Here is a 25,326-nt window from a genome sequence, read left to right as displayed (position 1 = left end):
GGGTGGGTGTGGGGTAGGTGGGGTGTTCGGTGTTGGTGAGGTGTTGGGTGACGCGGATGACTTGGCAGGAGTAGCCGTATTCGTTGTCGTACCAGAGGTAGAGGATGGCGTTGTCGCCGTCGACTTTGGTGGCGCCGGCGTCGATGGTGGAGGCGTGGCGTGAGCCGACGAAGTCCATGGAGACGGCGTCGGGGGCGGTGGTGAAGTCGATTTGGCGTTTGAGGGGGGAGTGGAGGGAGATGTCGCGGAGGTGGTCGAGGACTTCTTCGCGGGTGGTTTCGCGTCCGAGGCGGAGGTTGAGGATGGCGATGGAGACGTCGGGGACGGGGACGCGGATGGAGCTGCCGGTGATGGGGGCTTTGAGGTCGGGGAGTGCTTTGGCGACGGCGGAGGCGGCGCCGGTTTCGGTGATGACCATGTTCAGTGGTGCGGAGCGGCCGCGGCGGTCGGCGCTGTGGTAGTTGTCGAGGAGGTTCTGGTCGTTGGTGAAGGAGTGGACGGTTTCGACGTGTCCGCGCAGGACGCCGTATTCGTCGGCCATGGCTTTGAGTGGGGGGACGATGGCGTTGGTGGTGCAGGAGGCGCAGGAGAGGATTTGTTCGTCGGGTTTGATGGTGTGGTGGTTGACGCCGTGGACGATGTTGGGGATGTCGCCCTTGCCGGGTGCGGTCAGGACGACTTTGTCGATGCCGGGGCGCAGGTGTTGGGAGAGGCCTTGGCGGTCGCGCCATGTGCCGGTGTTGTCGATGAGGACGGCGTTGTGGATGCCGTGGGTGGTGTAGTCGATCTCGGTGGGGCCGGCGGCGTAGATGACTTTGATCTCGTTGCCGTTGGCGATGATTTTGTTGTGGGTCTCGTCGACGGTGATGGTGCCCTGGAACTGGCCGTGGATGGAGTCGCGGCGCAGGAGTGAGGCGCGTTTGACGAGGTCGTCGGCGGGGCGGCCGTTGCTGGGGCGGACGACGATGGCGCGCAGGCGCAGGCCGTTGCCGGAGCCGGCTTTCTCGATGAGGAGGCGGGCGATGAGGCGGCCGATGCGGCCGAAGCCGTAGAGGACGACGTCGCGGGGTTCGGGGCGCCGGGTGTGGGCGGTGTTGGTGGCGCCGGCGACGGCGCGGGCGGTGAAGTCCTCGACTGTGAGGCCTTCGTTGTTGGTCTTGTAGGTCGCGGCGAGCATGCCGATGTCGATCTGGGAGGGGCCGAGATCGAGGGTGGTCAGTGCCTGGAGGAAGGGCAGTGTCTCGGTCACCGAGAGTTCCCCGCCGTCTATCTGGCGGGCGAAGCGGTGGGTTTTGAGGATGCTGATGACCGATTTGTTGACCAGGGAGCGGCTGTGGAGCAGGACGGTGACGTCCTGTTCGCGGTGCAGCTTCCCGATGACCGGGATCATCGATTCCGCGATCTCCTCGCGGTTCTTCCAGTTAGTGAACGCGTCGTCATTGACAGTCACAGGTCCATCTTTCGAGCTAGGCGGCGCTCATATGCTAACCCGCCGGTGTGGTGGTCCCTGAGGCGGAGCCCCCGGGGAGGGGCCCGGTGACCAGGCCCGCAGCCCCCGGCCGGGGGGGCAGGGCCCCGCCGGCCCGGGGCGCCGGCTGTGGGCAGGCTCCCGCCCGCCCTGGGGCGCCGGCTGTGGGCAGGCCCGCCTGTTCGGTGGCGCCGGGCCGGGGCGCGGCTCCGGCTTGTCCTTCGCTGTCCGGTGGCGCCGGGCTGTGGGTGGGGTTTGGCCTGTCCGGTGGCGCCGGGCGTGGGCGGGCTCTGGGTTGTCCGGGTGGCGGCGGCCGCGGGCGGGGCCTCGCCTGCCTGGTGGTGCCGGGCGTGGGCGGGCTCTGGGTTGTCCGGGTGGCGCCGGGCTGTGGGTGGGGTTTGGCCTGTCTGGGTCCGGTGGTGCCGGGCGTTGTTCTGCTCGCGGCGGCGGGGCTGGTGGTGGGTGCTGCCTTGACCCGTCTCCCCGGTACGCGGGTGCCCCCTCGGGGTAGGGCTGTGGCTCCGTGTGCCTGCCTGGTCCCTGTATCTTCTGCCGCTGCTCGGTGGTCCCTGCCCCGGCTGGTCGGCCCGCCCCGGGGTGCCCCCCCGGGTTCCCGTCAGAGGCGGAGAGCCGCTGGGGTGTGCCTGCCCGGTCTCTGCCTCCTGCGCTGCCGCTCGGCGTTCTTCCCTTCCCGGGCTGCCTTTCCCGGCTTTCCCGGGCTGCTCTTCCCGGGCCGGTAGGCCCGGGGAGGGGTGTTGTGTGGGCTTGTTCCGGAGCCGGGCCGGGGCGTTGCTGTTTCTGGTGCCGCACCCGAGCGCCGCCAGCCGCCAGCCGCCAGCCGCCGGCCCGTCGGGCACCGGGCACCCGGCGGCCGGGGTGCACCCCACTGCCGCGTTGCCTGCTGCAGGCCGACGCTGCCAGGGGGGTGAACGAAGCCGCTCCCTGGTGGGATGCCGTCGGTGGGATGCCGCCGACCTCGCGGCCAGGCCCGTGCCGATGGTGTCCGGGCGCGTGGGCGCGTGGGCGCGTGGTGCGCCCGAGGGGTTTTCAGTGGTTCTCGGCGGCTACCCGCACGCTGGTCAGGTCGGTGTCCGCTGCGTCGTGGACGACCATTCCGGCGTCGGTGCCGCTGCGGAGGTAGGACAGGATTTCTGTGGTCAGCCGTTCTCCGGGGAGGGCGGCGGGGATGCCCGGGGGGTAGGGGGTGAGCATTTCCGCTGCGATGCGGCCGGCTGCTTGGTGCCAGGGCACTTGTTCGGTGGGGCCGAAGTAGGCGTCCCGGGGCAGCATGACTTGTTCCAGCCTGAGGCCGGCGGGGTCGGGGACGTGGATCTTCGGGCCGCGGGGCAGGTTCCCGGCGTGTGTGGCCAGGTCCCGCAGGGCGTCGGTCAGGGTGGTGGCGGAGTGTTCGTCGTCGGCGTGGGTGAGCTGGGCGCTGATACGGCGGTGGTCGCTCAGGTGGAGGTTGATCCGGTGGTGGGCGCGCAGCCAGTCGGCGGCGTGGTAGCCGGGGATGCCCAGTCCGGTGATGTCGATGATGATCTGCAGGGGATCGAGGTCGCGGGCCAGGTGGGGGCCGCAGAAGTCTTCCCGGCCGTGGACGTGCATTCCCTCGATTCCTTCGATGTGTTCCCGCACGTGCTGCGCGAGGTCCAGGGTTTTGTCGTAGAGGGCGTGGCCGTGTTCGACCATCTGCCGGCGCCATCCGTCGAGGGCGGCGTAGACCAGCGAGGAGGGGCTGGTGGTGCCGAGGAGGTCTTCGCGGGACTTGAGCACGGCCGCTTCGACGAGGGTGCCCTGGAGGTGGAAGACGGAGCCCTGTTCCAGGGCGGAGCCCATCTTGTGGACCGATGTCACGCACACATCGGCGCCGGCGTCCATGGCCCAGGTGGGCAGGCGGGGGTGGAAGGGCAGGTGGGCGCCCCACGCCTCGTCCACGATCAGGGGCCTGCCGCGCCGGTGGCAGGTCTCGGCCAGGGTGCTCAGGTCCGAGCAGGTGCCGTAGGGGGTGGGGCTGGTGACCAGGGCGCATCGTGCGTCGGGGTGTTCTTCGAAGGCGGCCTCGAAGGAGCGGGCCGCCGGCGGGTGCGCCAGGTGCAGTACGGGGTCCCACTGGGGGTCGACCCAGATGGGCCGCATGCCGGAGAGGATGAGGCCGGAGACCACGGATTTGTGGGCGTCCCGGCCGACGAGGATTTTCTCGTGCGGGCCGGCGGCCGAGAGCATGGCCGCTTTGACCGACAGGGAACTCCCGCAGGTCGAGAAGAAGGTGTGGTCGGCGCCCACGGCGTCCGCCATCAGGGCCTGGGCCTGTTCGAGTACGCCGTGGGAGGCGGTGCGGTCGTCGAGCCCGCTGGTCGCCAGGACGTCGGAGCGGAAGACGGCGTCTCCGAGTACTTTCCGCACCCGCGGGTCCGCGCCCCGGCCTTGTTTGTGCCCGGGCGGGGTGAAGGGCAGCTGCCCCTGTGCGTGGTATGCGGCCAGTGCTTCCAGAACCGGGGCCCTCGAATGATCCATGCAGGGCGCGTGCCCCGGCCGGCGGACCAGGAAACAGCGACCCCCCGGCCCGGCCCACACCCCCCCCGGCCCGGCCCACACCCCCGGCCCGGCCCACACCCCCGGCCCGGCCCACACCCCCGGCCCGGCCCACACCCCCGGCCCGGCCCACACCCCCGGCCCGGCCCACACCCCCGGCCCGGCCCACACCCCCGGCCCGGCCCACACCCCCGGCCCGGCCCACACCCCCGGCCCGGCCCACACCCCCGGCCCGGCCCACACCCCCGGGGGCACCCACCCCCGCTCACCCGCCCCCGGACACTGCGACGCCCGCCCCCGGACACCAGGCTGCCCGCCCGCGGGTACTGCGCTGCCCGCCCCCGGGTACTGCGCTGCACTGCGCTGCCCGTTCCGGGCGTCGCGGCCGGTCCTGGTGTGGGTTTCGGGAGCCGTGTTCTCCTCCGCGGTGTGTCCGGTGGGGAACGCCGGTGTTCCCCGGGGCTCCCCGGCATGCCCCCCGGGCAGGCCGGTGCCCGGGGGTGGGGGCATGGAAGGCCCGCGGGTGTGGCAGGGGGTTTTCATGAGGCACGCTGCGGGAGGGAAGGTATGTGCGGAGGCGGCTGGGGTCGCACGGTCGGTGCGGCGGGCCTGGCGGGGGCCGGGCCGGGAGCGGGACCTGGTGGTCCTGGCGTGCAAAGCGACACTGGCGGCGGTCCTGGCGTGGTCGGTGGCCGCCTGGCTGTTGCGTAACACTCTTGCGCTGATGGCGCCGTGGGTGGCGCTGGTTTTGGTGCGGACCACGGTCTACCGGTCGGTGGCCTGGGCGGTCCAGCAGACGCTGGCCATCGCGCTGGGGACCGTCGTGGCGACGGCCGGTGCGATGGCCCTGGGCCGGCCGGTCGCGGCGATGCTCCTGGTCCTGCCGGTGATGCTGCTGATCGGTAACTGGCAGCACTTCGGCGAGCAGGGCATCGCCGGGGCGACGTCGGCTCTGTTCACTCTGGCGGGCGGCGAGTGGTCGGTGTCCATCGCGGCCGACCGGGTCCTGGCGGCGTTCCTGGGCGCGGGGGTGGGTGTGGTGGTCAACGCCCTGGTCCTGCCGCCGGTGTACCTGCGCAGCGTCCACGAAGCCGCGGGCGGTGTGGTGCGCGAGTGCTGCGCGGTCCTGGAGGCGGTCGCGGACGGGCTGCAAGGACCGTGGCGGTACGAGCAGGCGGTGCGGTGGCAGGAACGGGCCCGCCGGCTGCCCGGGCTGCTGCGTGGTCTGCGCTCGGCGGTGGAGCGGGCCGAGGAGAGCACCCGCCTGAACCCCGAGCACCGTCGCCGCGCCCAGCCGTCCGGGCCCCCGGGCGAGGAGACGCTGCGCACCCTGGAGGATGTGGCGGACCATCTGCAGGGCCTGACACGGGTCCTGGCCGAGGCGGCGGCGGACTCCCCGGCGGCGCGCTGCGTGCGGCACACCGACGTCACCCGCCCCTACGCGGACTTCCTGCACGGGGTGAGCCGGGCCCTGGCTGTCTACGGGCGCACGGTGACCGGTGAGGACACCGGGGAAGCCCGCCGGGAGCTGGAGCGGACGCTGCGCCAGGTGGAGGCCGCCCACGAGGACTTGCGGGCCCGTCTGGCCGGGCGGCCGGTCCTGGGGCCGGCCGCGATGGAGCTGTCCGGTTCCCTGCTGGCCGAGGCCCGCCGGCTGACCCGCCGCCTGTGCCCCGGGGGAGACACGGGGCGGGACGGACGCCCCCGCAGGGAGCGGACCACCGGCGCCCGCTGAGCCCCCCGGCGGCCGCGGCGACGGAACGCGGCGACGGAACGCGGTGACGGGCCGCGGTGGTGCACAGGGCGCGGGGTGCGCAGGGCTGCCCGCCGGCCCGCCACCGGACGGGGCACCGGTCAACGCGGCACCGGACGCGGCACCGGACGCGGCACCGGTCAACGCGGCCGGGCCGGGGGCCGGTCCGGCCGGGGGGTCAGGCGGCGGCGCGCAGGGTTTCCGGGCGGGTGACGGCTGTGGGGGGCAGGGCCGGCCCGGTGAGTTCGGGCAGGACGGCGGCGGGCGTGTGGCGCCGGTGGTGGAGCAGTGCGCCGGCTCCGACGGCACCGGCGATGAGGAGTCCGCCGACGGCCAGGGTGCCGCGCGCGCCGGCCAGTTCCATCAGCAGGCCCAGCAGCGGCGGCCCCATGAGCCCCCAGACGGTGCTCGCGCTGCGCCACACGCCCAGGACCCGGCCGCGCATGTGGGCCGGGGGGTCGGTCTGCAGGACGGTGGTTCCGGCGGTGTCGGACACCGACTCCACCACGGCCATCGGCAGCACCATGATCAGCAGGATGGCGAGAGAGGGGGAGAACCCGGCCACTGCCTGCAGCAGGCCTCCGGCGGCGGCCAGGGCGCCCACCAGGCGCACCGAGGGGCTGCGCAGCCGGGCCGCGAGAACGGCGCCGGCCATGCCGCCGACGGCCAGCACGGTGGAGACCGTGCCGAACGCCGCCGCGCCGGCCTGCAGCGGGCCGGTGACCAGGACGGCCAGGGTCAGGCCGTAGTTGCGTCCGAAGACCGCGCTCAGGCCCGTGATCCCGGCCAGTGCCATCAGGCGCGGGCGGCGCATGAAGAACGCCAGGCCCTCGCGGGCGCTGCCGGGCCGGTGCGAGCTGCCCGGGACCGGTACCTGCGGGGCTGCGGGGGTGGGTGCGGGCGGTGCCTGGACGGGGCGCAGGAAGGGGATGACGGCGGCGACGAAGAGGAAGGACAGGCCGTTGGCCGCGTAGGCGGATGCCGTGCCGAGGAACGCCACCGCGACTGCGGCCAGTGCCGTGCCCGCGAGCCGGCCGACGCTGTGGACCAGCGAGCCCACCGCGATGGCGGAGGGCACGTCCTTGACGGGTACCAGGTCGTTGCCCAGCAGGGCGCAGGCCGGCCCGTCGACGGTGGCGATGAGACCGGTGACGGCGGCCAGTGCCATCAGGATGCCGACGTTGAGCTCGCCGAAGGCCACCAGTGCGGCGGTGGTGAAGGCCACCAGGCCGAGCGCGGCCTGGCTGACGGCCGCGGTGACCTTGCGGGGCCACCGGTCGACGACGGCACCGCCGAACAGCCCCATCAGCAGCCCCGGGGCGGCCTGCACCGACAGCGACAGTCCCGTGGCGGCGGCGGAGCCGGTGATCTGCAGCACCAGCAGGTTCTGCACGGTCAGCTGCATCCAGGTGCCGGCGTTGGAGACGAGGTTGGCGGCCGACCACCAGCGCATGCTGCGGTGGCGCAGGGAGCGCCAGGGGGCGTGGTCGCCGTGCTGCTTTCCGCGGCGCGGGGAGCGGGGCAGGCGGGGGAGGGGCAGACGGCGGCCGGCCGGTACAGGGGCGGGCGGCACGGGGGCGGGGGCGGGAGAAGGCACGGCGGAGGTCTTCGTGAAGAGCCCGTCAGGCTCGGAAGGCGGATGCGGCAGGCACGGGGCACCGGCCGCGTCGCGCGGCGCCCTGGCGGAGATTCGGATGCGCCTTCCGGCACCGGTCCCGTGCGGGAAGCGCAGGGGCCTTGCCGTTCAGCGACGTCCCATCGTCACAGACAGCGGGGCCCGGCCGCCGCCGCGCTCACCCCGCACGGGGCCGGCCCGGCCGCCGGGCCCCTTGTGGCGCAAGGGATCGGGCCGAGTGGGTGGGGTTGCTCACACGAGTGGCGCGGCCGCCGGGAGCGGCGCGCGCACCACGGGGCCCGCGGCGGCGCACCATGAGCCCGGCAGAGCCCACCACCCCACCCCGCCCAGCCGTCCCACCTCACCACCCCGCCCGACCACCCCGCCGCACCGGGCGGCCCGACCACCCCGCCGCACCGGGCGGCCCGACCACCCCGCCCCGCCGGGCGGCCCGGCCGCGTACGGCCGGGCGGCCGTTCCACCCCCGGCTTCAGGAGGAGAGATGAACAGGCACCCCGCCGTACCCGTCGCGGTGATCACCGGGGCGGACTCGGGCATCGGCCGCGCCACCGCCGTGCGCCTGGCCGCCCAGGGCATGGACATCGGCATCACCTGGCACCTCGACCACGAGGGCGCCCAGGCCACCGCCGCCGAGGTACGGGCCCTGGGACGGCGCGCCGCGCTCGCGCCCATGGACCTCACCCGGCTGCCGGACGCCGCCGACGCCGTCGACCGGCTCGCCGGGGAACTGGGCCGCCTCGACGTCCTGGTCAACAACGCCGGCACCGGCACCGCCACCCCCTTCCTCGACCTCACCCACGACACCGTCCGCCAGGTCGTCGACGTCGACCTCATCGGCCCCCTGCTGTGCGCGCAGCACGCTGCCCGCCGCATGATCGCCCAGGGCGGCGGCGGCAGGATCGTCAACGTCACCAGCGTCCACGAGCACCAGCCGCGGGTGGGAGCCGCGCCCTACTGCGCCGCCAAGGGCGGCCTGGGGCTGCTCACCCAGGTCATGGCACTGGAACTCGCCGAGCACGGGATCAACGTCAACGCCGTGGCACCCGGCGAGATCGCCACCCCCATGACCGGGCAGGAGGACACCGATGTCCACACCGAGCGCCGCCCCGGTGTGCCGCTGGGCCGGCCGGGCGACGCCCGCGAGGTGGCCGCGGTCATCGCCTTCCTGGCCGGCCCGGACGCGAGCTACGTCACCGGCGCCTCATGGAGCGTGGACGGCGGGATGCTGCGCATGGGCCCGCAGGCCGGCTCGCACCTGAAGGACGACGCCTGGCGCCGGCCCTGAAACAGCCCTGAACCGCCCTGGACCGCACCTGGAGGCAGGGGAGGGGGCGGAGCAGCGGGCGGGCGGGCCTGCCGGGCGCCAGGGCGGTGCCCGCAGTCCGCTGACGGTCCCGCCCGCTGACGGCCCTGCCCGCTGACGGCCCTGCCCGCTGGCGGCCCCGGCTGCGTTCCCGCCCCACCCGGTGCGGCCCCGGCCCCGTTCGCCCCGGCCCGTCCCACGGCCCCGGCCGCGCCGGCGGCCCGTCAGGTGCCCCGCGGGCGCCCGCCGCTGTCGTCTTCTCCCCGCTCCCGCGGTTCGCGCTCCCCGGGGCCGGGGGTGATGTGCAGCGCGGCTTCCTCCGCCGAGGCGGCCCCGCCGTCGGTGCCGACGTCCCTGGCGACCACGTCGTTCGCGCGGAGCGGGAGCCCGTCGTCGGCCGCCACGACCCGCCCCGCGCGGGCCTCGCCGGCCTCCTCGTCCACGGCCTCGCCGTTCGTGCCCACCTGGTCACCGATGCCGTCACCCTCGGGCGGCGCGACATCGGGCTCCTCCTCGGCCAGGCGCTGCTCCAGGCTCTCGCCCTCCCGCTGCTCCCGCGCTGTCGTGCCGTGGTGCTCCGCGGCCAGGGGCTTCTCCGGCGGCGAGTACCCCTCGTCGAGGGTCTCGTCGAGCCCGTCCCCCTCCAGCGCGTTCTCCAGGTCGAGGTCGTCGGGGTTGTCGCGGGTGTCGGAGCCGGCCGGCTGGTAGACCTCGTCACCCATCGCCTCGTCGGACATCACGTGCTCTCCCTTCCCAGGAGCGGGAAACGGCCGCGTCGCCGCGCGGACGGCCTGGACGGCCATGGCCTGTCCAGCGTGGGCCCGCTGCGGCCCTCCGGCCGTCCGGCGGTGCCGTTCAGGTGACGCCGTGCCGGGCGTGCCCGTGGCTCCCCGCCGGCGCGAGGCCCTGCTGTCCCGGCACGGCGGCTGATCACCTCCGGCTTCCGCTCCTCCGTGCGGCTTCCCGCCCTCCACGGACGAAACGGTGTGAATACGCAGGATCGGTCTGTTCCGAGGTGCGGCGGAGATGCGGCGGAGGTGCGGCGGCGCCACCCGGGCCGGGCAGGCCGGGCGCGCGCGGGGCCCCTGCCCCCGCCCGCCCCCGCGGCGGCCCCGCCGGCCGGCCCCCGGACGGTGGCGCTTGCGCGTCGTGTGCCCGCGCGGCGCCCGGGGGAACACCGGGCGCGTCCCGCCCCGCCGCGTCCCGCGCCCCGCCGCGTCACCCCTGCCACCGCCCGCGCCCCGCCCCGTCCCGCCGCCGCCCGTCTGCCGTCCTGCCGGGCCGGCGGGGAGCCGGGAGACCGCTGATCCGTCACTGGGCCAAGCGGGGATTTACAACCAGTAAGACCGAATGCTCCGGGTTTGCGGGGGTACTGGGAGGCTCCGCCCCGGTTTCCGTTCCGGGCGGCAGCCGGCGAGCCCGGCACCACCGCACCACCGCACCACCGCCTCACTGCACGTTCCCGCATCACCGCAGAAGGAGAGATTCCCATGGCCGAGACCAACCCCATCGAGCTCCAGAAGGCCCTCAAGGGCGCGCCCTACCCCGCCGACCGGGAGAAGCTCGTCGCCGTCGCGAAGAAGAACAAGGCGGGCAACGACATGGTGGAGAAGATCTCCCACCTCGACCAGAAGAGCTTCGAGAGCCCCGCGGACGTGCAGAAGGCCGTCTTCGGGACGGAGTAACACCCCGCCGGCCACCCTCCAGGAAGGAGCCCTCATGGCCACCACCCCCGCTCCCCGGTGGGAGCACGCGGTCGTCACCGGCGGGGCCGGTTTCGTCGGTTCGCACCTGTGTACCGCGTTGATCGACCAGGGCACCGCGGTGACCTGTGTCGATGACTTCTGTACCGGGTCCCGCCGGAACGTGGCCCATCTGGAGGGCCGGGCCGGTTTCACGCTCCTGCCGGCCGATGTCACGCAGCCGTTCGAGACCGCCCCCGCCGATCTGGTCCTGCACTTCGCTTCCCCCGCCTCGCCCGCCGACTATCTGCGGCTGCCGCTGCACACGCTGGAGACCGGCAGTCTGGGGACGCGTAACGCCCTTGCCCTGGCCCGCCGTCACGAGGCCCGTTTCGTGCTCGCCTCGACCTCCGAGGTCTACGGCGATCCCCAGCAGCACCCGCAGAGCGAGAGTTACTGGGGCAATGTCAATCCGGTGGGCCCGCGCAGCGTGTACGACGAGGCCAAGCGGTTCGCCGAGGCGCTGACCACCGCCGAGGCCGACGGGCACGGCACCCGGACCGGCATCGTGCGGCTGTTCAACACCTACGGGCCGCGCATGCGCGGCCATGACGGCCGGGCGGTGCCCACCTTCATCCGCCAGGCCCTGGCGGGGGAGCCGCTGACGGTGACCGGGGACGGGCGCCAGACCCGGTCGCTGGCCTATGTCGACGACACCGTCCGCGGCATCCTCGCCATGGCGGCGTCCGACCTGCGCGGGCCGGTCAATCTCGGCAACCCCACCGAGATCACGATGCTCGAACTGGCCCGTACCGTCATCGAGCTGACCGGTTCCTCCTCCACCGTCCGCTTCATCGACCGGCCCACCGACGACCCGGCCGTGCGCTGCCCGGACATCACCCTGGCCCGCGGCAAGCTCCAGTGGGAGCCCCGCGTCCCGCCCGCCGAGGGGCTCGCCCGGGCCATCAGCTGGTTCCGGGCCCAGGCCGCCTGAAAACCCCCGCCCCCACCGGCCGTTGCCGTCCCCCCCCGCCCCCGCCCCCCAGCCGCCCCGCCCCGCCCTCGCCCGGCCCTTCCGCCCCTCCTGTCTCGCCTCTTCCGTCCCGCCGTTGTCGCCGCCGGCGCCGAGCGCCCCGCCCCGCAGGCCGGCCACGAAAGGCCCCACCCCATGCGCATCCTCGGAATCAACGCCCTCTTCCACGACCCCGCCGCCGCCCTGGTGATCGACGGGGTGACCGTCGCCGCCGCCGAGGAAGAACGCTTCTCCCGGCGCAAACACGGCAAACGGCCGGTGCCCTTCTCCGCCTGGGAACTGCCCGGCCAGGCCGCCGCCTGGTGCCTGAGCCAGGCCGGCCTGCGCCCCGCGGACCTCGACGCCGTCGCCTACTCCTTCGACCCCCGCCTCGCCCGCCCGGCCGACACCATGGGACTGCACGACCCCTGGGACCACCTGCGCCTGACCTACGCCCGCGAGGCCCCCGGCTTCCTGAGCGAGGCCCTGCCCGGCCTCGACCCCGCCCTCGTGCACTTCGTCCCGCACCACATGGCCCACGCCGCCTCCAGCGCCTACGCCGCCCCCGGCGCCGAGAACTCCTCCGTCCTCGTCCTCGACGGCCGCGGCGAGGCCACCTCCCACCTCGCGGCCCGCCGCACCGGCAACCACCTCGAACCCCTCCACGGGCAGGAACTGCCGCACTCCCTGGGCCTGGTCTACGAAGAACTCACCGCGCACCTGGGCTTCCTGCGCTCCAGCGACGAGTACAAGGTGATGGCGCTGGCCTCCTACGGCACCCCGCGCCTGCTGCCCGAGCTGCGCCGCCACGTCCATCCCACCGGCGACGGCGGTTTCCGGGCCACCGGCGTGCCGTGGCAGGAGCTGTGCCCGCCGTGCCGGCCCGGCGAGGCCTGGACCCAGGCCCACGCCGACCTCGCCGCCAGCACCCAGGCGGCCTTGGAGGAGACGCTGCTCGACCTCGCCCGCTGGCTCCACGGCCAAACCCACGACGGTGTCCTGACGCTGGCCGGGGGAGTGGCGCTCAACTGCGTGGCCAATTCCCGTCTCGCCCGCGAGGGCCCCTTCTCCCGGGTGTGGGTCCAGCCCGCCTCCGGTGACGCGGGCACCGCGCTGGGCGGCGCGCTGCTGCTGTCCGCCGGCGCCGGGCACACGCCCCGCCCCCCGGCCGGTGCCGACCTCGGCCGCGGCTGGTCGGACGCGGAACTCGAAGCCTGGCTCAAGACGGCCCAGGTGCCCTTCGAACGGCCCGAGGATGTCGCCGAGACCGTGGCCGAGGCCCTGGCCGGCGACGCGATCGTCGCCTGGTTCCAGGGCCGCGCGGAGTTCGGCCCGCGGGCCCTGGGCCACCGCTCCCTGCTCGCCCACCCGGGCCGGGTGGGCAACCTCGAGCGCCTCAACGACGTGAAGGGACGCGAGCAGTTCCGCCCCGTGGCCCCCATGGTCCTCGCCCACCGCGCCCCGGAGATCTTCGACGGCCCGCTGCCCAGCCCCTACATGCTCTTCGTCCACGACGTGGCCCCCCGGTGGCGCGAGCGCATCCCCGCGGTGGTGCACGTGGACGGCACCGCCCGGATCCAGACCGTCGAGGCGGACACCGAACCCCTCGTCGCCCGGATGCTCACCGCCTTCGAACGGCTCACCGGGCTGCCCGTGGTCGTCAACACCAGCCTGAACACCGCCGGCCGCCCCATGGTGGACGACCCCCGCGACGCCCTGGAATGCTTCGGCTCCGCCCCCGTGGACCTGCTCGCGATGGGCCCCTTCGTGGTGCGCCGCCGGGAATTCTTCGCCGCCGGCCGGCCCGACCTGGCCACCACCACCGCCGGCCCCCAGGACAAGGGCTGCGTCCGGTGAACGGCACCCCCCTGCCCGACCCGGCCGGCCCGCTGCCCGACCCGGCCGCCGCCCTGCCCGGCCCGCTGCCGGCGTTGGCGTACGCGGTGGTCATCCCGACCCTGGGCCGCCCCAGCCTGACCGACTGCCTGCGCGCCCTGGACCGCGGCCAGGGGCCGCGGCCCACCCGGATCGTCCTGGTCGACGACCGGCCGCTGGAGGACTGCACGCCCCTGCCCGTGACCGTCCCCGCGCGCTTGCGCGACCTCACCGACGTGGTGCCCGGCCGCGCCGCCGGCCCTGCCGCCGCCCGCAACGCCGGCTGGCGGGCGGCGGCCGAGCCGTGGATCGCCTTCCTCGACGACGACGTCCTGCCCGGCCCCACCTGGGCCGCCGACCTCGCCGCCGACCTCGCCGCGGCCGGCGCCCGCACCGCCGCCGTCCAGGCACACATCACCGTCCCGCTGCCCGAGGGCCGCCGCCCCACCGACTGGGAACGCACCACCGCGGGACTGGCCCGCGCCCGGTGGATCACCGCCGACATGGCCTACCGGCGCACCGCCCTGGAGGAGAGCGGCGGCTTCGACGAACGCTTCCCGCGCGCGTTCCGCGAGGACGCCGACCTCGCCCTGCGCGTCCTGGACGCCGGCTGGACCATCACCCAGGGCACCCGCCGCACCACCCACCCCGTACGCCCCGCGGACCGCTGGGTCTCGCTGCGCACCCAGGCCGGCAACGCCGACGACGTGCTGATGAACCGTCTCCACGGCCGGACCTGGTGGGAGCGGGCGGGCGCGCCCCGCGGCCGGCTGCCGGCCCACCTGGCCGTGAGCGCGGCCGGGGCGGCGGCACTGGCGGCCGCGGCCGCCCGCCGGCCCCGGGCCGCGGCCGGCTGCGGGGCCCTGTGGCTGGCGGGCTGCGCGGAGTTCGCCTGGGCCCGTATCGCCCCGGGGCCGCGCACCGGCCGGGAAGTGGCCGTCATGGCGGCGACCAGCGTCCTCATCCCGCCCGCCGCCGTCCTGCACTGGCTGCGGGGCCTGGCCCGCCACCGCCACGCCGCCCCGCGCCCGCTGCCCCCGCGCCCGCCGGCCCCCGGCCGGCCCCCCTCCACCCCCGCCCCGGCCACCGCCCCGCTTCCCCAAACCTCCCCCTGACCCCGCCACGCCCCTCCCGCCACGCCCCTCCCGCCACGCCCCTCCCGCCACGCCCCTCCCGCCACGCCCCTCCCGCCACGCCCCTCCCGCCACGCCCCGCTCCCGCCCGGTGCTCCCGGCCGGGCCCCGCCCTGTCCCGCCGCTCCGCTCCGCCTTGCCCGCACCCCATCCCGCTCCGCCCGGGCACGGGCACCGCCCCGGGCCGTCCCGGCCGCGCCCGGCCGTGCTCGCACTTTGTAGCCGTTTGGCGTGGTTTTAGTGGTCGCCACCGGGTTACTCAGGGTGCGTGTTCACCACTTCCACCCCTCGAACCCCACCGGTCCCGGCCGGCGGCCCGTGGCTCTTCCCCCCGGGCCCCCCGGATCCGACGGCTGCCCCGGGCCCCCCGGACCCGACGGATGCCCCGGGCCTCCTGGACCTGCCGGGCCCCCCGGACCCGACGGCCGCCCCGGGCGGCCCGGGCGGCCCGGCCCCGTCGCGCTCCCAGGAGCCCGCCCCCTCCCGCTCACCCCGCCTGCTCACCCCGCCCGGCCCGCCCCGCCCGCCGGGGGGCCTGCCCGACGCTGTCCTCTTCGACCGTGACGGCACCCTCATCGAGGACGTCCCCTACAACGGCGATCCCCGCCGGGTGCGCCTGATGCCCCAGGCCCGTGCGGCCGTGGACACCGTCCGTTCCTGGGGGGTGCCGGTGGCGGTGGTGAGCAACCAGTCCGGTGTCGCCCGCGGTCTGCTGGACCACCGGCGGGTGAGGGCGGTCCAGGGCCGCGTCGAGGAACTCCTGGGCCCGTTCGCGCTCTGGGCGGTCTGCCCCCACGGCCCCGGCGACGGCTGCGCCTGCCGCAAGCCCGCCCCCGGGCTCATCCACGCCGCCTGCCGGCGCCTGGGCGCCGACCCCCGCCGGGTCGCCGTCATCGGAGACATCGGCTCCGACGTCGCCGCCGCCCGCGCCGCCGGGGCCCGCGGCGTTCTCGTCCCCACCGCCCTCACCCGCCCCCAGGAGACCGCGGCCGCCCCCGAAAAGGCCCCCGACCTGCTGGCCGCGGTACGGCTGCTGCTGCCCGGCGGACAGGGAGCCAGATGACCACAGGCGGACACACCCTGGTGGTACGGCTCGACAGCGCAGGCGACGTGCTGCTCGCCGGGCCCGCGATCCGTGCCGCCGCGGCGGCCTCCGCCCGCACCGCCCTGCTGTGCGGGCCACGGGGCGAAGCCGCCGCCCGCCTGCTGCCGGGCCTGGACGACATCCTGGTCTACGACGCCCCCTGGGTGGGCTTCGACGCACCCCCGGCCCGCCGGGCCGACACCGACGCGCTCCTGGACGCCCTGGCCGCCCGCCGCTTCGACCGGGCCCTGATCCTCGCCTCCTACCACCAGAGCCCGCTGCCGGCCGCCCTCCTGCTCAAAATGGCCGGCGTGCCCTGGATCGCCGCGGACAGCGAGCACTACCCCGGCTCCCTCCTGGACCTGCGCCACCACCGCGCCCCCCACCGCCACGAAGCCGCCGCCGCCCTCGACCTCGCCGAAGCGGCCGGCCTGCGCCTGCCCCCCGGCGACAGTGGCGCCCTGCGCGTGACCTGCCCGGCCGCGGCCCCCCATCTGACGGGCCCCGGCCCCTACCTCGTCGTCCACCCCGGCGCCGCCGTGCCGGCCCGCGCCTGGAGCGCCCCGCGCGCCGCCCGCGCCGTCGCCGCCCTTGCCGCCGCCGGCCACCGCGTCGTGGTCACCGGCGGTCCGGCCGAACGCGACCTCACCGCCGCCGTCGCCGGCCGCCACGCCCTCGACCTCGGCGGACGCACCACCCTGCCCGAACTCGCCGCCGTCATCGCCGCCGCGCGGACCCTCATCACCGGCAACACCGGCCCCGCCCACCTCGCCGCCGCCGTCGCCACCCCCCTGGTCTGCCTCTTCGCACCCGTCGTACCGGCCCACCGCTGGGCCCCCTACCGCGTGCCCCACGTCCTCCTCGGCCACCAGGACGCCCCGTGCGCCGGCACCAGGGCCCGCACCTGCCCCGTCCCCGGCCACCCCTGCCTCGACTCGGTCACGGACGCCGAACTCCTCACCGCCGTGGACACCCTGCTCACCCGCACCCCCGGCCCCGGCCCCGACCAGGAGGTCACCGTATGAACATCCTGCTGTGGCACGTGCACGGCTCCTGGACCACCGCCTTCGTCCAGGGCCCCCACACCTACCTCGTCCCCGTCACCGAGGACCGCGGCCCCGACGGCCTGGGCCTGGCCCGCACCTTCCCCTGGCCCGAGTCCGTCCGCGAACTGACCCCCCACCAGCTCCGCGACACCCCCCTCGACCTCATCGTCCTCCAGCGCCCGCACGAGGAGGAACTGGCCATGCGCTGGCTCGGCGGCAGGCGCCCCGGCCACGACATACCCGCCGTCTACCTCGAACACAACGCCCCCCACGGCCACGTGCCCGACACCCCCCACCCCTGCGCCGGCCGCGGCGACCTGACCCTGGTGCACGTCACCCACTTCAACCGCCTCTTCTGGGACAACGGCACCACCCGCACCGAAGTCATCGAGCACGGCATCGTCGACCCCGGCCACCTCTACACCGGCCACCTGCCCCGGGCCGCCGTCGTCGTCAACGACCCCCTGCGCCGCGGCCGCACCACCGGCACCGACCTTCTGCCCGCCCTCAGCGAAGCCGCCCCCCTCGACGTGTTCGGCATGGGCACCGAAGGCCTCGCCCGCCACCTCGGCCTGACCCCCGCCCGGTGCCGCACCGCCGACCTGCCCCAGGCCGAACTGCACACCACCATCGCCCGCCGCCGCCTGTACCTGCACCCGGTGCGCTGGACCTCCCTGGGCCTGTCCCTGCTGGAAGCCATGCACCTGGGCATGCCCGTGGTGGCCCTGGCCACCACCGAGGCCACCGAAGCCGTCCCCGCGGGCGCCGGCGTCCTCTCCACCCGCCCCCGGGCCCTGGCCGAGGCCGCCCGCCACTACCTGGACCACCCCGCTGCCGCCGCCGAGGACGGAGCCCGCGCCCGCGACGCGGCCCTGGCCCGCTACGGACTCAAACGCTTCCTGGCCGACTGGGAAGACGTCCTGCAGGAAGCGGTCCGCCGATGACCGCCACCCCGCGCCCCGGCCGCACCATAGCCCTGGTCTCCGAACACGCCAGCCCCCTCGCCGTCCTGGGCGGCGTCGACGCCGGCGGCCAGAACGTCCACGTCGCCCACCTCGCCGCCGCCCTCGCCGACCACGGCCACCACGTCACCGTCTACACCCGCCAGGACGCCCCCCACCTGCCTCCCCGGGTCGCCCTGCGCCCGGGCGTCGACGTCCGCCACGTCCCCGCCGGCCCGCCCCGCCACATCCCCAAGGACCAACTCCTGCCCCACATGGAGCAGTTCGGCCACTTCCTGGCCGACGAGTGGCGCCACCGGCCGCCGGACATCATCCACTCCCACTTCTGGATGTCCGGCATCGCCGCCCTGGCCGCGGCCCGCGAACTCGGCCTGCCCCTGGTGCACACCTACCACGCCCTCGGCACCGTCAAGCGCCGCCACCAGCGCCAGGAGGACACCAGCCCACCGGACCGGATCGCCCTGGAAAAAGCAGTCGGCCACGGCTGCGACCGCATCATCGCCACCTGCCGCGACGAGGTCCGCGAACTGGCCGCCATGGGCATCGCCGCCGACCGCACCACCATCGTCCCCTGCGGCGTGGACACCACCGTCTTCACCCCCCACGGGCCCGCCGCCCCCCGCCCTCCCCGCCGCCACCGCCTGCTCCAGATCGGACGGCTCGTCAAACGCAAAGGCGCCGCCCTGTCCATCACCGCCCTCACCGCCCTGCCCGGCACCGAACTCCTCATCGCCGGCGGCCCCCCGCCCCACCAGCTCCACCAGGACCCCGAAGTACGCCGGCTGCGCGAGACGGCCCGCCGCACCGGAGTCGCCGACCGCGTCCGCTTCACCGGCGGCCTGCCCCGCGAAAGCATCCCCGCCCTGCTGCGCAGCGCGGACGTGGTGCTGTGCCCCGCCGACTACGAGCCCTTCGGCATCGTCCCCCTGGAAGCCATGGGCTGCGGCACCCCCGTCGTCGCCACCGCCACCGGCGGCCACCTCGACACCGTCGCCGACCCGGCCACCGGCCGCCTGTTCACCCCCGGCGACCCCGCCGCCCTGGCCAGGGCCGTCACCGCACTCCTGGCCGACCCCGCCCGCCGCGCCGCCTGCGGCGCCGCAGGCCGCCGCCGGGTCCTGACCCGCTACGGCTGGGACCAGGTGGCCGCCGCCACCTGGGACGTCTACCACGACGTGCTGGCCCTGCACCCGAGCCACCCGAGCCGCGGCAGGAGCGAGGTGACCCCCGGCCCCGCGCGCTGACCCCGCCCCACCCCCCCCCGGGGGGCGGGGCAACGACCACCAGGCGAAGCACAGGCGAAGCACAGGCGAAGCACAGGCGAAGGAGGCAAGGGCCGCCCCGGCCACCACCGGAGCACCCCCACCCACCATGACCGATCCCCTGCACGCCGCACACACCCACTGCCAGTCGCTGCTCGACGCCCTCGGCCACCTCCGCCGCCGCGGACTGGGACAGCTCACCGAATGGGGCGGCCACCTCGCCGCCGTCCTCCCCCTCGGCGGCCGCCTGCTGGCCGCCGGCAACGGCGGCAGCGCCGCCCAGGCCCAGCACCTGACCGCCGAACTCGTGGGCCGCTACCGCACCGAACGCCCCGCCTACTCCGCGATCGCCCTGCACGCCGAGACCTCCACCCTGACCGCCATCGGCAACGACTACGGCTTCGAGGAGCTCTACGCCCGCCAGGTGAGCGCCCACGGCAGGCCGGGTGACGTGCTGCTGCTGATGTCCACCTCCGGCCGCAGCCCCAACCTGCTGGCCGCCGCCGACACCGGCCGCCTGGCCGGGCTGCGGGTCTGGGCCATGACCGGCCCCCGCCCCAACCCCCTGGCCGACCGCGCGGACGAAGCCCTGTGCATCGAAGCGGACAACACCGCCACCGTGCAGGAAGCCCACCTGGTGGCCCTGCACCTGCTGTGCGAATCCTTCGACGCCGCCGCCCGGACCGACGCCGCCGCCCGCGCCGCCACCGGCCCTCTCCCCGCCGGCGCCCACCCCGCCCCCACCGGCCGCACCACCGGCCACCTCACCGCCACCACCGGCCACCCCACCACCGGCCATCCCGCCACCGGCCGCACCGTCGCCGGCCGCCGCGCCCCCGTTACCGAACACCCCGTCACCGAAGACCCCGTCACCGGGGGGCCCGCCCCGGCTCCCGCCCCCGGCACACCCCCGCCCGCCGCGCCCGGCCCCGAAGTACCGGCCGGCTGAAAGGGACGAACCCCATGAGCAGCCACACCGATTCCCGCACCGATCCCCGCACCGGCCCCCGTCACCACAGGCGCACCAGGCGGGGGAGCGGACAGCAGCCCCTCCTCGTCGTCGGTGACACCCTCCTGGACCAGGACATCGACGGTGAAGCCACCCGCCTGGCACCCGATGCCCCCGCCCCGGTCGTCGACGTCCGCCACCACCGCAGCCACCCCGGCGGCGCGGGCCTCGCCGCCGCCCTCGCCGCCCGCGACGGGCGCACCGTGGTGCTGGTGACCGCCCTCGGCGACGACCAGGCCAGCGACACCGTCCGCCAGGCCCTGGCCCCCCGCGTCCACCTGGTGGAGCTCTCCCTCGACGGCACCCTGCCCGTCAAGACCCGCGTCCGCGCCGGCGACCGCCCCCTGGTCCGTATCGACGACGGCGGCGGCACCCCCGGCGAGCCCGGCGACGCCGTACGGGAGGCCTTCGCCGATGCCGGGGCCGTACTCGTCGCCGACTACGGCCGCGGCACCGCCCGCGCCGTGCGCAGCCACCTGCACACCGCCGCCCGCAGGGCACCGGTCCTGTGGGATCCCCACCCCAGGGGCGACACCCCCGTCCCCGAGGTGCGGCTGGCCACTCCCAACGCCGCCGAGGCCCGCGCCCTGGCGCCCCCGGCCGCCGAGCCCGCCACCGGCGACTCCCTGCGCGCCCACGCCCTGCGCGGCGCCGCTCTCGCCCGGCACTGGCAGGCCGCGGCCGTCGCGGTCACCCTCGGCGAGCGGGGCGCGATCCTCACCCGCAACGGCAGCGACAGCCCCATGCTCGTCCCGCCCCCGCACCCGGCCACCGGCGACCCCTGCGGGGCCGGCGACTGCTTCGCCGCCGTCGCCGCCGCCGCACTGGGCGACGGCGCCCTCCCCGAGGAAGCCATCCAGCGGGCGGTCGCCGAAGCAGCGGCCTTCGTCGCCGCGGGCGGCGCCGGCAACCCCCGCCTGTGGGACCCGCAGAGCCCCGCGCCGCCCCCCGCGCACCACTGCCAGGACCCCTTCACCCTGGCCGCGGCCGTCCGCGCCCGCGGCGGGACCGTCGTCGCCACCGGCGGCTGCTTCGACCTCCTGCACGCCGGCCACGTCGGACTGCTGGAAAGCGCCCGCCGTATCGGCGACTGCCTCATCGTCTGCCTCAACTCCGACGCCTCCATCCGCCGCCTGAAGGGACCGGGCCGCCCGCTGACGCCCGAAGCCGACCGCGTCCGCGTCCTGTCCGGGCTCGGCTGCGTCGACGCCGTCGCCGTCTTCCACGAGGACACCCCCGAAACCCTGCTGCGCACCCTGCGCCCGGACGTCTGGGCCAAGGGCGGCGACTACACCGCCGAGACCCTCCCCGAATCCGCCGCCCTGCGCGAATGGGGCGGACAGGCCGTGACCCTGCCCTACCTCGCCGGCCGCTCCACCACCGAACTCGCCCGCCGCGCCGCGCTCGCCCCCCTCACCCCGCCGACCACCACCCGCCCATGACCCCCCAGCACCCGCCCAACCCCCCACAGCCGCACGGTCCGCGGCTGCTGGCCCTGCGCGCCCTCGGCCTCGGCGACCTCCTCACCGCCGTGCCCGCCCTGCGCGCCCTGCGCCGCGCCCACCCCGGCCACACCCTCGTCCTGGCCGCCCCCGCACGCCTGGCCCAAGCCGCCGCGGCCACCGCCGCCGTCGACCAGCTGCTCCCCGCCCAGGCCCCCGGCCGGGCCGTCCCCGCACGCCTGGACTGGACCGGACCGCCGCCCGACCTCGCCGTGGACCTGCACGGCAACGGCCCGCCCAGCCACCTGCTGCTGCACGCCCTTGGCCCCCGCCGCCTCTACGCCTACGCCCACCCCGGCACCCCCCACCTTCCCGGCCCCGCCTGGCAGGAGGACGAGCACGAACGGGCCCGCTGGTGCCGGCTCCTGCGCTGGTACGGCACCCCCGCCGACCCCGCGGACCTGCGCATCCCCCCGCCTGAGGGCCCCTCACCCGCCCCCGGTGCCATCGTCATCCACCCCGGTGCCGATGCCCCGGCCCGCCGCTGGCCGCCGGGGCGGTTCGCCACCGTGGCCCGTGCCCTGCACCGCGCCGGGCACCGTGTCGTCCTGACCGCCGGCGCCGGCGAAGGCCCCCTGGCCCACCGGATCGCGGAAGAAGCCGGCCTGCCGGCCACCGCCGTCCTCGGCGGCACCACCGACCTGCCCTTCCCCCGCCTGGCCGCCCTCGTCGCCCACGCCCGCGCTGTCCTCGTCGGCGACACCGGCCTCGCCCACCTCGCCACCGCCCTGGACACCCCCTCCGTCGTCCTCTTCGGCCCCGTCGCCCCCCGCCTGTGGGGACCACCGCAGGGCCCCCGCCACCACGTGCTGTGGCACCCCGGCCCCGGCGACCCCGCCCGCCCCGGCGACGCCCACGGCCCCGCCCCCGACCCCCGGCTGCTGCGCATCACCTGCCAGGAGGTCCTCACCGCCCTCGACTGCCTGCCCGCCCCCCACCGAGCCGCGGAGACCGTGTCATGACACCCCCCGCCACACCCTCCGGTCCCGCCGCACCCCTCGGTCCCGCCGCATCCCCTCACTCCGCTGTCCGGGTGGGTGTCGTCGTCATCACCCGCAACCGCCGCGAACGCCTGCTGCACACCCTGGACCGTCTGGCCGCGCTGCCCGAACGCCCGCCGGTGACCGTCGTCGACAACGCCTCCACCGACCACACCGCCCACGCCGTACGCACCCGCCACCCCGGCGTCACGCTGCTCACCCCGGGCCGCAATCTCGGCGCCGCGGGCCGCAATGTCGGCGCCGCCGCCCTGAACACCCCCTACATCGCCTTCGCCGACGACGACTCCTGGTGGGAACCGGGCGCCCTGGCCCACGCCGCCCGCCTCTTCGACACCCACCCCCGCCTCGCCCTGATCGCCGCCGCCACCCACGTCGGCCCGGCCGGCCACCCCGACCCCCTCAACCGCCTCCTGGCCACCTCACCCCTGGGCCACGCCCCCGACCTGCCCGGCCCTTCCGTCCTGGGCTTCCTCGCCTGCGCCGCCGTCGTACGCCGCGACGCCTTCCTCGCCGCCGGCGGCTTCCACCCCCTGCTGCACTTCGGCGGCGAGGAAACCCTCCTGGCCCTCGACCTGGCCGCCGCGGGCTGGGGCCTGGCCCACTGCCCCCAGGTCATCGCCCGCCACGACCCCGACCCCGGCCCCCGCACCGGGCGCACCGCCCGGCTCCTGCGCAACGAACTCCTCACCCTCTGGATGCGCCGCCCCCTGCCCCGCGCCCTGGCCCGCACCTGGGCCCTGGCCCGTGCCTGCCCCGCCGACCCCGACGCCCGCAGCGCCCTGGCCGCCGCCCTGGCCCGCCTGCCCGCGGCCCTCGCCCGCCGCCGCCCCCTGCCACCCGCCGTCGAACACAGCCTCACCACCCTGGAAACCCCGCCCGCCCCGCCCCCGCACCCCGCATGCCCGCCCGCACCGCACCAGGGCACCACCCCCAGGGAGAACACCCCGTGAGCGACCCCCGCACCACCGTCATCGTCATCACCCACAACCGGCGCGACGAACTCCTGCACACCCTGGACCGTCTGGCCGCGCTGCCCGAACGCCCGCCGGTGACCGTCGTCGACAACGCCTCCACCGACCACACCGCCCACGCCGTACGCACCCGCCACCCCGGCGTCACGCTGCTCACCCCGGGGCGCAATCTCGGCGCCGCGGGCCGCAATCTGGCCGCCCGCCTGGCCACCACTCCCTGCCTCGCCTTCTGCGACGACGACTCCTGGTGGGAACCCGGCTCCCTCAGCGGTGCCGCCGACCTCCTCCAGGCCCACCCCCGCCTCGCGGCCGTCACCGCCCGCATCCTCGTGCACCCCGCCCCCACGCAAGCACCCCCCGCCCCCGCGGAAGAACCCCCCGCGGGGGCGCCCTTCACACCCGCGGAACAACCCCCCGCGGAACAACCCCCCGCGGAACAACCCCCCGCGGAACAACCCCCTGCGGAAGTACCCTCCGCAGAGCCCTTCGAGGACCCCATCGTCAGCGAGCTGCGCCACTCACCCCTCCCACGCCCCCCATGGCTGTCCACCCCCGCCCTCGGCTCCTTCCTCGCCGCCGCCACCGTCGTGCGCACCGACGCCTTCCGCACCGCCGGCGGCTTCTCCCCGCGCCTGTGGCTCGGCGGCGAGGAAGAACTCCTGGCCGCCGACCTCGCCGCCCACGGCTGGTGGCTCACCTACGCCGACCACCTCACCGCCCACCACCGCCCCTCGCCCCACCGCGACACCCGCCTGCGCCGCCGCCACGGCATCCGCAACACCCTGTGGTCCACCTGGCTGCGCCGCTCCGCCCCCGCCGCCCTGCGCCGCACCGCCCACCTCGCCCGCACCGTCCCCCGCGACGCCACCTCCGCCCGCGCCTTCGCCGAGGCCGCCGCGGGCATCGGCTGGATCCTGCGCGAACGCCGCCCCGTGCCCCGCGCGGTCGAGGACCGGCTACGCCTGCTCGACACCCCCCAGAAGACCTCCACCGCCCGCCGCTATGTCGGCTGACGGCATGCCGGCCGGCCCCCCGCCAGCGGCGGCGCCCCGCCCGCCCGCCGCTGTGCCGGCTGACACCCCATCAGCAGCGGTGGACCACCGCGCCCGGCGCGTCCTGCTCACCGGCTGGTTCAGCTTCCTGCACGGCGAAGTCACCGCCGGTGACCTGCTCGCCGCCCAGGCCGTCCAGCAGACCCTGCACCAGGCCGGCATCGCCCACGACACCGCCTTCTCCCCGCGCTTCGCCCCCCGCGCCCTCCACCTCGACGCCGCCGACCCCGCCCGCTACACCCATCTGGTCTTCGCCTGCGGCCCCCTGCACTCGCGCCCCGCCCCCGACGGCACCAGCCCCCTGCTCGACCTGCACGCCCGCTTCGCCCGCTGCCACCGCATCGCCGTCGGCGTCTCCGTACCCGACCCCACCGACCCGGCCGCGACCCTCTTCGACGACCTGCTGCACCGCGACCTGGCCGGCCGCGCCCCCGCCACCGACCTCAGCCTCCACGCCCCCGCCCCGGCCCGCCCCCCGCTGCTGGGCGTCATCCTCACCCACGGCCAGCACGAATACGGGCCGCTGCGCCGGCACACCGCCGTCACCCGCGCCCTGACCGACTGGCTCCCCACCACCCGGGCGGCCCGGCTGCCCCTGGACACCCGCCTGGACACCCGCGACTGGCGCCTGCCGGCGACCCCCGACGAACTGCACACCCTCCTGGCCCGCCTCGACGCCGTCATCACCACCCGCCTGCACGGCATGGTCCTCGCCCTGCGCGCCGGCGTCCCCGCCCTGGCCGTCGACCCCGTCGCCGGCGGCGCGAAAGTCACCGCCCAGGCCGCTGCCCTGGGCTGGCCGGCCGTCCTGCCCTGCGAGAGCGTCCGCCCCCGCCACCTGGACCGGATGCTGCGCTGGTGCCTGTCGGCCCAGGGCCGCCGGCACGCCGCCGCCTGCGCGGCCCGCCCCGCCGAGGCCACCGTCCTCGACGACCTCCTGCGCCGCCTGCACCAGCCCCCCGCCCACCCCGCCCGGGGGAGCGGGGAAGAAGGCCCCCGAGCCCCCCACCGGACCTGAAAAGACCTCAGATGACCCCCGG

General features: G+C 76.2%; 19 protein-coding genes and 1 pseudogene. 16 read left to right on the top strand and 4 right to left on the bottom strand.

From position 1 onward, the window contains the following. On the bottom strand, nt 1-1,450 hold a 1,450-nt coding region (locus JO379_RS32955), incomplete at its 3' end, for a glyceraldehyde-3-phosphate dehydrogenase (RefSeq protein ID WP_209519113.1). Nucleotides 1,451-2,515: 1,065 nt separating this feature from the next. After that, on the bottom strand, nt 2,516-3,985 hold the full coding sequence (locus tag JO379_RS32950; protein WP_209519111.1) for an aminotransferase class I/II-fold pyridoxal phosphate-dependent enzyme: 1,470 nt from the start codon (nt 3,983-3,985) through the stop codon (nt 2,516-2,518). A gap of 559 nt (nt 3,986-4,544) precedes the next feature. Here JO379_RS32950 and JO379_RS32945 point away from each other — a divergent pair. Then, complete coding sequence (locus JO379_RS32945) at nt 4,545-5,738, top strand: FUSC family protein (protein WP_209519109.1); 1,194 nt, start codon at nt 4,545-4,547, stop codon at nt 5,736-5,738. A gap of 196 nt (nt 5,739-5,934) precedes the next feature. On the opposite strand, the gene JO379_RS32940 is transcribed toward JO379_RS32945, so the two are convergent. Beyond that, entirely contained in the window at nt 5,935-7,209 is a 1,275-nt protein-coding gene (locus JO379_RS32940; protein ID WP_245382769.1) for an MFS transporter, read from the bottom strand. Nucleotides 7,210-7,873: 664 nt separating this feature from the next. On the opposite strand from JO379_RS32940, the gene JO379_RS32935 reads away from it, so the two are divergent. After that, a complete protein-coding gene (locus tag JO379_RS32935; RefSeq protein ID WP_209519106.1) occupies nt 7,874-8,677 on the top strand; it encodes an SDR family oxidoreductase in 804 nt (267 codons plus the stop codon). Nucleotides 8,678-8,919: 242 nt separating this feature from the next. On the opposite strand, the gene JO379_RS32930 is transcribed toward JO379_RS32935, so the two are convergent. Then, nucleotides 8,920-9,432 carry a DUF5709 domain-containing protein gene (locus JO379_RS32930; RefSeq protein ID WP_242626329.1) on the bottom strand — a complete coding sequence of 171 codons (513 nt, stop codon included), beginning with the start codon at nt 9,430-9,432 and terminating at the stop codon, nt 8,920-8,922. A gap of 753 nt (nt 9,433-10,185) precedes the next feature. Here JO379_RS32930 and JO379_RS32925 point away from each other — a divergent pair. The 14 genes and pseudogenes from JO379_RS32925 to JO379_RS32855 all read left to right on the top strand — a co-directional run bounded on the left by JO379_RS32925 (nt 10,186) and on the right by JO379_RS32855 (nt 25,304). Further along, the gene (locus JO379_RS32925; RefSeq protein WP_130880631.1) at nt 10,186-10,380 is read left to right on the top strand and encodes a DUF2795 domain-containing protein; all 195 of its coding nucleotides are present in this window, start codon (nt 10,186-10,188) and stop codon (nt 10,378-10,380) included. A gap of 34 nt (nt 10,381-10,414) precedes the next feature. Then, the gene (locus JO379_RS32920) at nt 10,415-11,371 is read left to right on the top strand and encodes an NAD-dependent epimerase/dehydratase family protein (protein ID WP_130880632.1); all 957 of its coding nucleotides are present in this window, start codon (nt 10,415-10,417) and stop codon (nt 11,369-11,371) included. 174 nt (nt 11,372-11,545) lie between these two features. Then, nucleotides 11,546-13,246, top strand: a complete 1,701-nt coding sequence (locus JO379_RS32915) for a carbamoyltransferase family protein (RefSeq protein WP_130880633.1) — start codon at nt 11,546-11,548, stop codon at nt 13,244-13,246. A gap of 53 nt (nt 13,247-13,299) precedes the next feature. Continuing rightward, the gene (locus JO379_RS32910) at nt 13,300-14,379 is read left to right on the top strand and encodes a glycosyltransferase family 2 protein (RefSeq protein ID WP_245382768.1); all 1,080 of its coding nucleotides are present in this window, start codon (nt 13,300-13,302) and stop codon (nt 14,377-14,379) included. Nucleotides 14,380-14,665: 286 nt separating this feature from the next. Further along, nucleotides 14,666-15,460: a D-glycero-alpha-D-manno-heptose-1,7-bisphosphate 7-phosphatase gene (locus JO379_RS32905; RefSeq protein ID WP_372449156.1), complete on the top strand. Its 795-nt coding sequence runs from the start codon at nt 14,666-14,668 to the stop codon at nt 15,458-15,460. Next, entirely contained in the window at nt 15,457-16,506 is a 1,050-nt protein-coding gene (locus tag JO379_RS32900; RefSeq protein ID WP_209519104.1) for a glycosyltransferase family 9 protein, read from the top strand. The genes JO379_RS32905 and JO379_RS32900 overlap by 4 nt, the downstream gene beginning before the upstream one ends. After that, complete coding sequence (locus JO379_RS32895; protein ID WP_130880636.1) at nt 16,503-17,471, top strand: glycosyltransferase; 969 nt, start codon at nt 16,503-16,505, stop codon at nt 17,469-17,471. Before JO379_RS32900 ends, JO379_RS32895 begins: the two co-directional genes overlap by 4 nt. Next, nucleotides 17,468-18,733 (top strand): glycosyltransferase, encoded by a 1,266-nt coding sequence (locus JO379_RS32890; protein ID WP_209519103.1) that lies wholly within the window; start codon nt 17,468-17,470, stop codon nt 18,731-18,733. The genes JO379_RS32895 and JO379_RS32890 overlap by 4 nt, the downstream gene beginning before the upstream one ends. Nucleotides 18,734-18,860: 127 nt before the next feature. Continuing rightward, nucleotides 18,861-19,466 (top strand): annotated as a pseudogene (locus tag JO379_RS32885) (D-sedoheptulose-7-phosphate isomerase); the annotation flags it as partial. Nucleotides 19,467-19,714: 248 nt separating this feature from the next. Continuing rightward, the gene (gene rfaE2, locus JO379_RS32875; RefSeq protein WP_130880638.1) at nt 19,715-21,202 is read left to right on the top strand and encodes a D-glycero-beta-D-manno-heptose 1-phosphate adenylyltransferase; all 1,488 of its coding nucleotides are present in this window, start codon (nt 19,715-19,717) and stop codon (nt 21,200-21,202) included. Then, nucleotides 21,199-22,224 carry a glycosyltransferase family 9 protein gene (locus JO379_RS32870; RefSeq protein WP_209519101.1) on the top strand — a complete coding sequence of 342 codons (1,026 nt, stop codon included), beginning with the start codon at nt 21,199-21,201 and terminating at the stop codon, nt 22,222-22,224. The genes rfaE2 and JO379_RS32870 overlap by 4 nt, the downstream gene beginning before the upstream one ends. Beyond that, entirely contained in the window at nt 22,221-23,213 is a 993-nt protein-coding gene (locus JO379_RS32865) for a glycosyltransferase family 2 protein (RefSeq protein ID WP_209519099.1), read from the top strand. The genes JO379_RS32870 and JO379_RS32865 overlap by 4 nt, the downstream gene beginning before the upstream one ends. Next, nucleotides 23,210-24,247 (top strand): glycosyltransferase family 2 protein, encoded by a 1,038-nt coding sequence (locus tag JO379_RS32860; RefSeq protein WP_307842233.1) that lies wholly within the window; start codon nt 23,210-23,212, stop codon nt 24,245-24,247. The genes JO379_RS32865 and JO379_RS32860 overlap by 4 nt, the downstream gene beginning before the upstream one ends. A 52-nt stretch (nt 24,248-24,299) precedes the next feature. Beyond that, complete coding sequence (locus JO379_RS32855; protein ID WP_307842232.1) at nt 24,300-25,304, top strand: polysaccharide pyruvyl transferase family protein; 1,005 nt, start codon at nt 24,300-24,302, stop codon at nt 25,302-25,304. The last annotated feature ends 22 nt before the right edge of the window (nt 25,305-25,326 follow it).

Origin of the sequence: Streptomyces syringium, assembly GCF_017876625.1 — a bacterium.
Lineage (GTDB): Bacteria > Actinomycetota > Actinomycetes > Streptomycetales > Streptomycetaceae > Streptomyces > Streptomyces syringius.
This window is presented reverse-complemented; position numbering and strand designations above follow the sequence as displayed.

What these genes read in the sequence shown, in the direction of transcription:
- JO379_RS32950 (WP_209519111.1), bottom strand. Translation starts at nt 3,985, where the DNA reads ATGGATCATTCGAGGGCCCCGGTTCTGGAAGCACTGGCCGCATACCAC.
- JO379_RS32945 (WP_209519109.1), top strand. Translation starts at nt 4,545, where the DNA reads ATGAGGCACGCTGCGGGAGGGAAGGTATGTGCGGAGGCGGCTGGGGTC.
- JO379_RS32940 (WP_245382769.1), bottom strand. Translation starts at nt 7,209, where the DNA reads ATGCGCTGGTGGTCGGCCGCCAACCTCGTCTCCAACGCCGGCACCTGG.
- JO379_RS32935 (WP_209519106.1), top strand. Translation starts at nt 7,874, where the DNA reads ATGAACAGGCACCCCGCCGTACCCGTCGCGGTGATCACCGGGGCGGAC.
- JO379_RS32930 (WP_242626329.1), bottom strand. Translation starts at nt 9,432, where the DNA reads ATGTCCGACGAGGCGATGGGTGACGAGGTCTACCAGCCGGCCGGCTCC.
- JO379_RS32925 (WP_130880631.1), top strand. Translation starts at nt 10,186, where the DNA reads ATGGCCGAGACCAACCCCATCGAGCTCCAGAAGGCCCTCAAGGGCGCG.
- JO379_RS32920 (WP_130880632.1), top strand. Translation starts at nt 10,415, where the DNA reads ATGGCCACCACCCCCGCTCCCCGGTGGGAGCACGCGGTCGTCACCGGC.
- JO379_RS32915 (WP_130880633.1), top strand. Translation starts at nt 11,546, where the DNA reads ATGCGCATCCTCGGAATCAACGCCCTCTTCCACGACCCCGCCGCCGCC.
- JO379_RS32900 (WP_209519104.1), top strand. Translation starts at nt 15,457, where the DNA reads ATGACCACAGGCGGACACACCCTGGTGGTACGGCTCGACAGCGCAGGC.
- JO379_RS32895 (WP_130880636.1), top strand. Translation starts at nt 16,503, where the DNA reads ATGAACATCCTGCTGTGGCACGTGCACGGCTCCTGGACCACCGCCTTC.
- JO379_RS32890 (WP_209519103.1), top strand. Translation starts at nt 17,468, where the DNA reads ATGACCGCCACCCCGCGCCCCGGCCGCACCATAGCCCTGGTCTCCGAA.
- rfaE2 (WP_130880638.1), top strand. Translation starts at nt 19,715, where the DNA reads ATGAGCAGCCACACCGATTCCCGCACCGATCCCCGCACCGGCCCCCGT.
- JO379_RS32870 (WP_209519101.1), top strand. Translation starts at nt 21,199, where the DNA reads ATGACCCCCCAGCACCCGCCCAACCCCCCACAGCCGCACGGTCCGCGG.
- JO379_RS32865 (WP_209519099.1), top strand. Translation starts at nt 22,221, where the DNA reads ATGACACCCCCCGCCACACCCTCCGGTCCCGCCGCACCCCTCGGTCCC.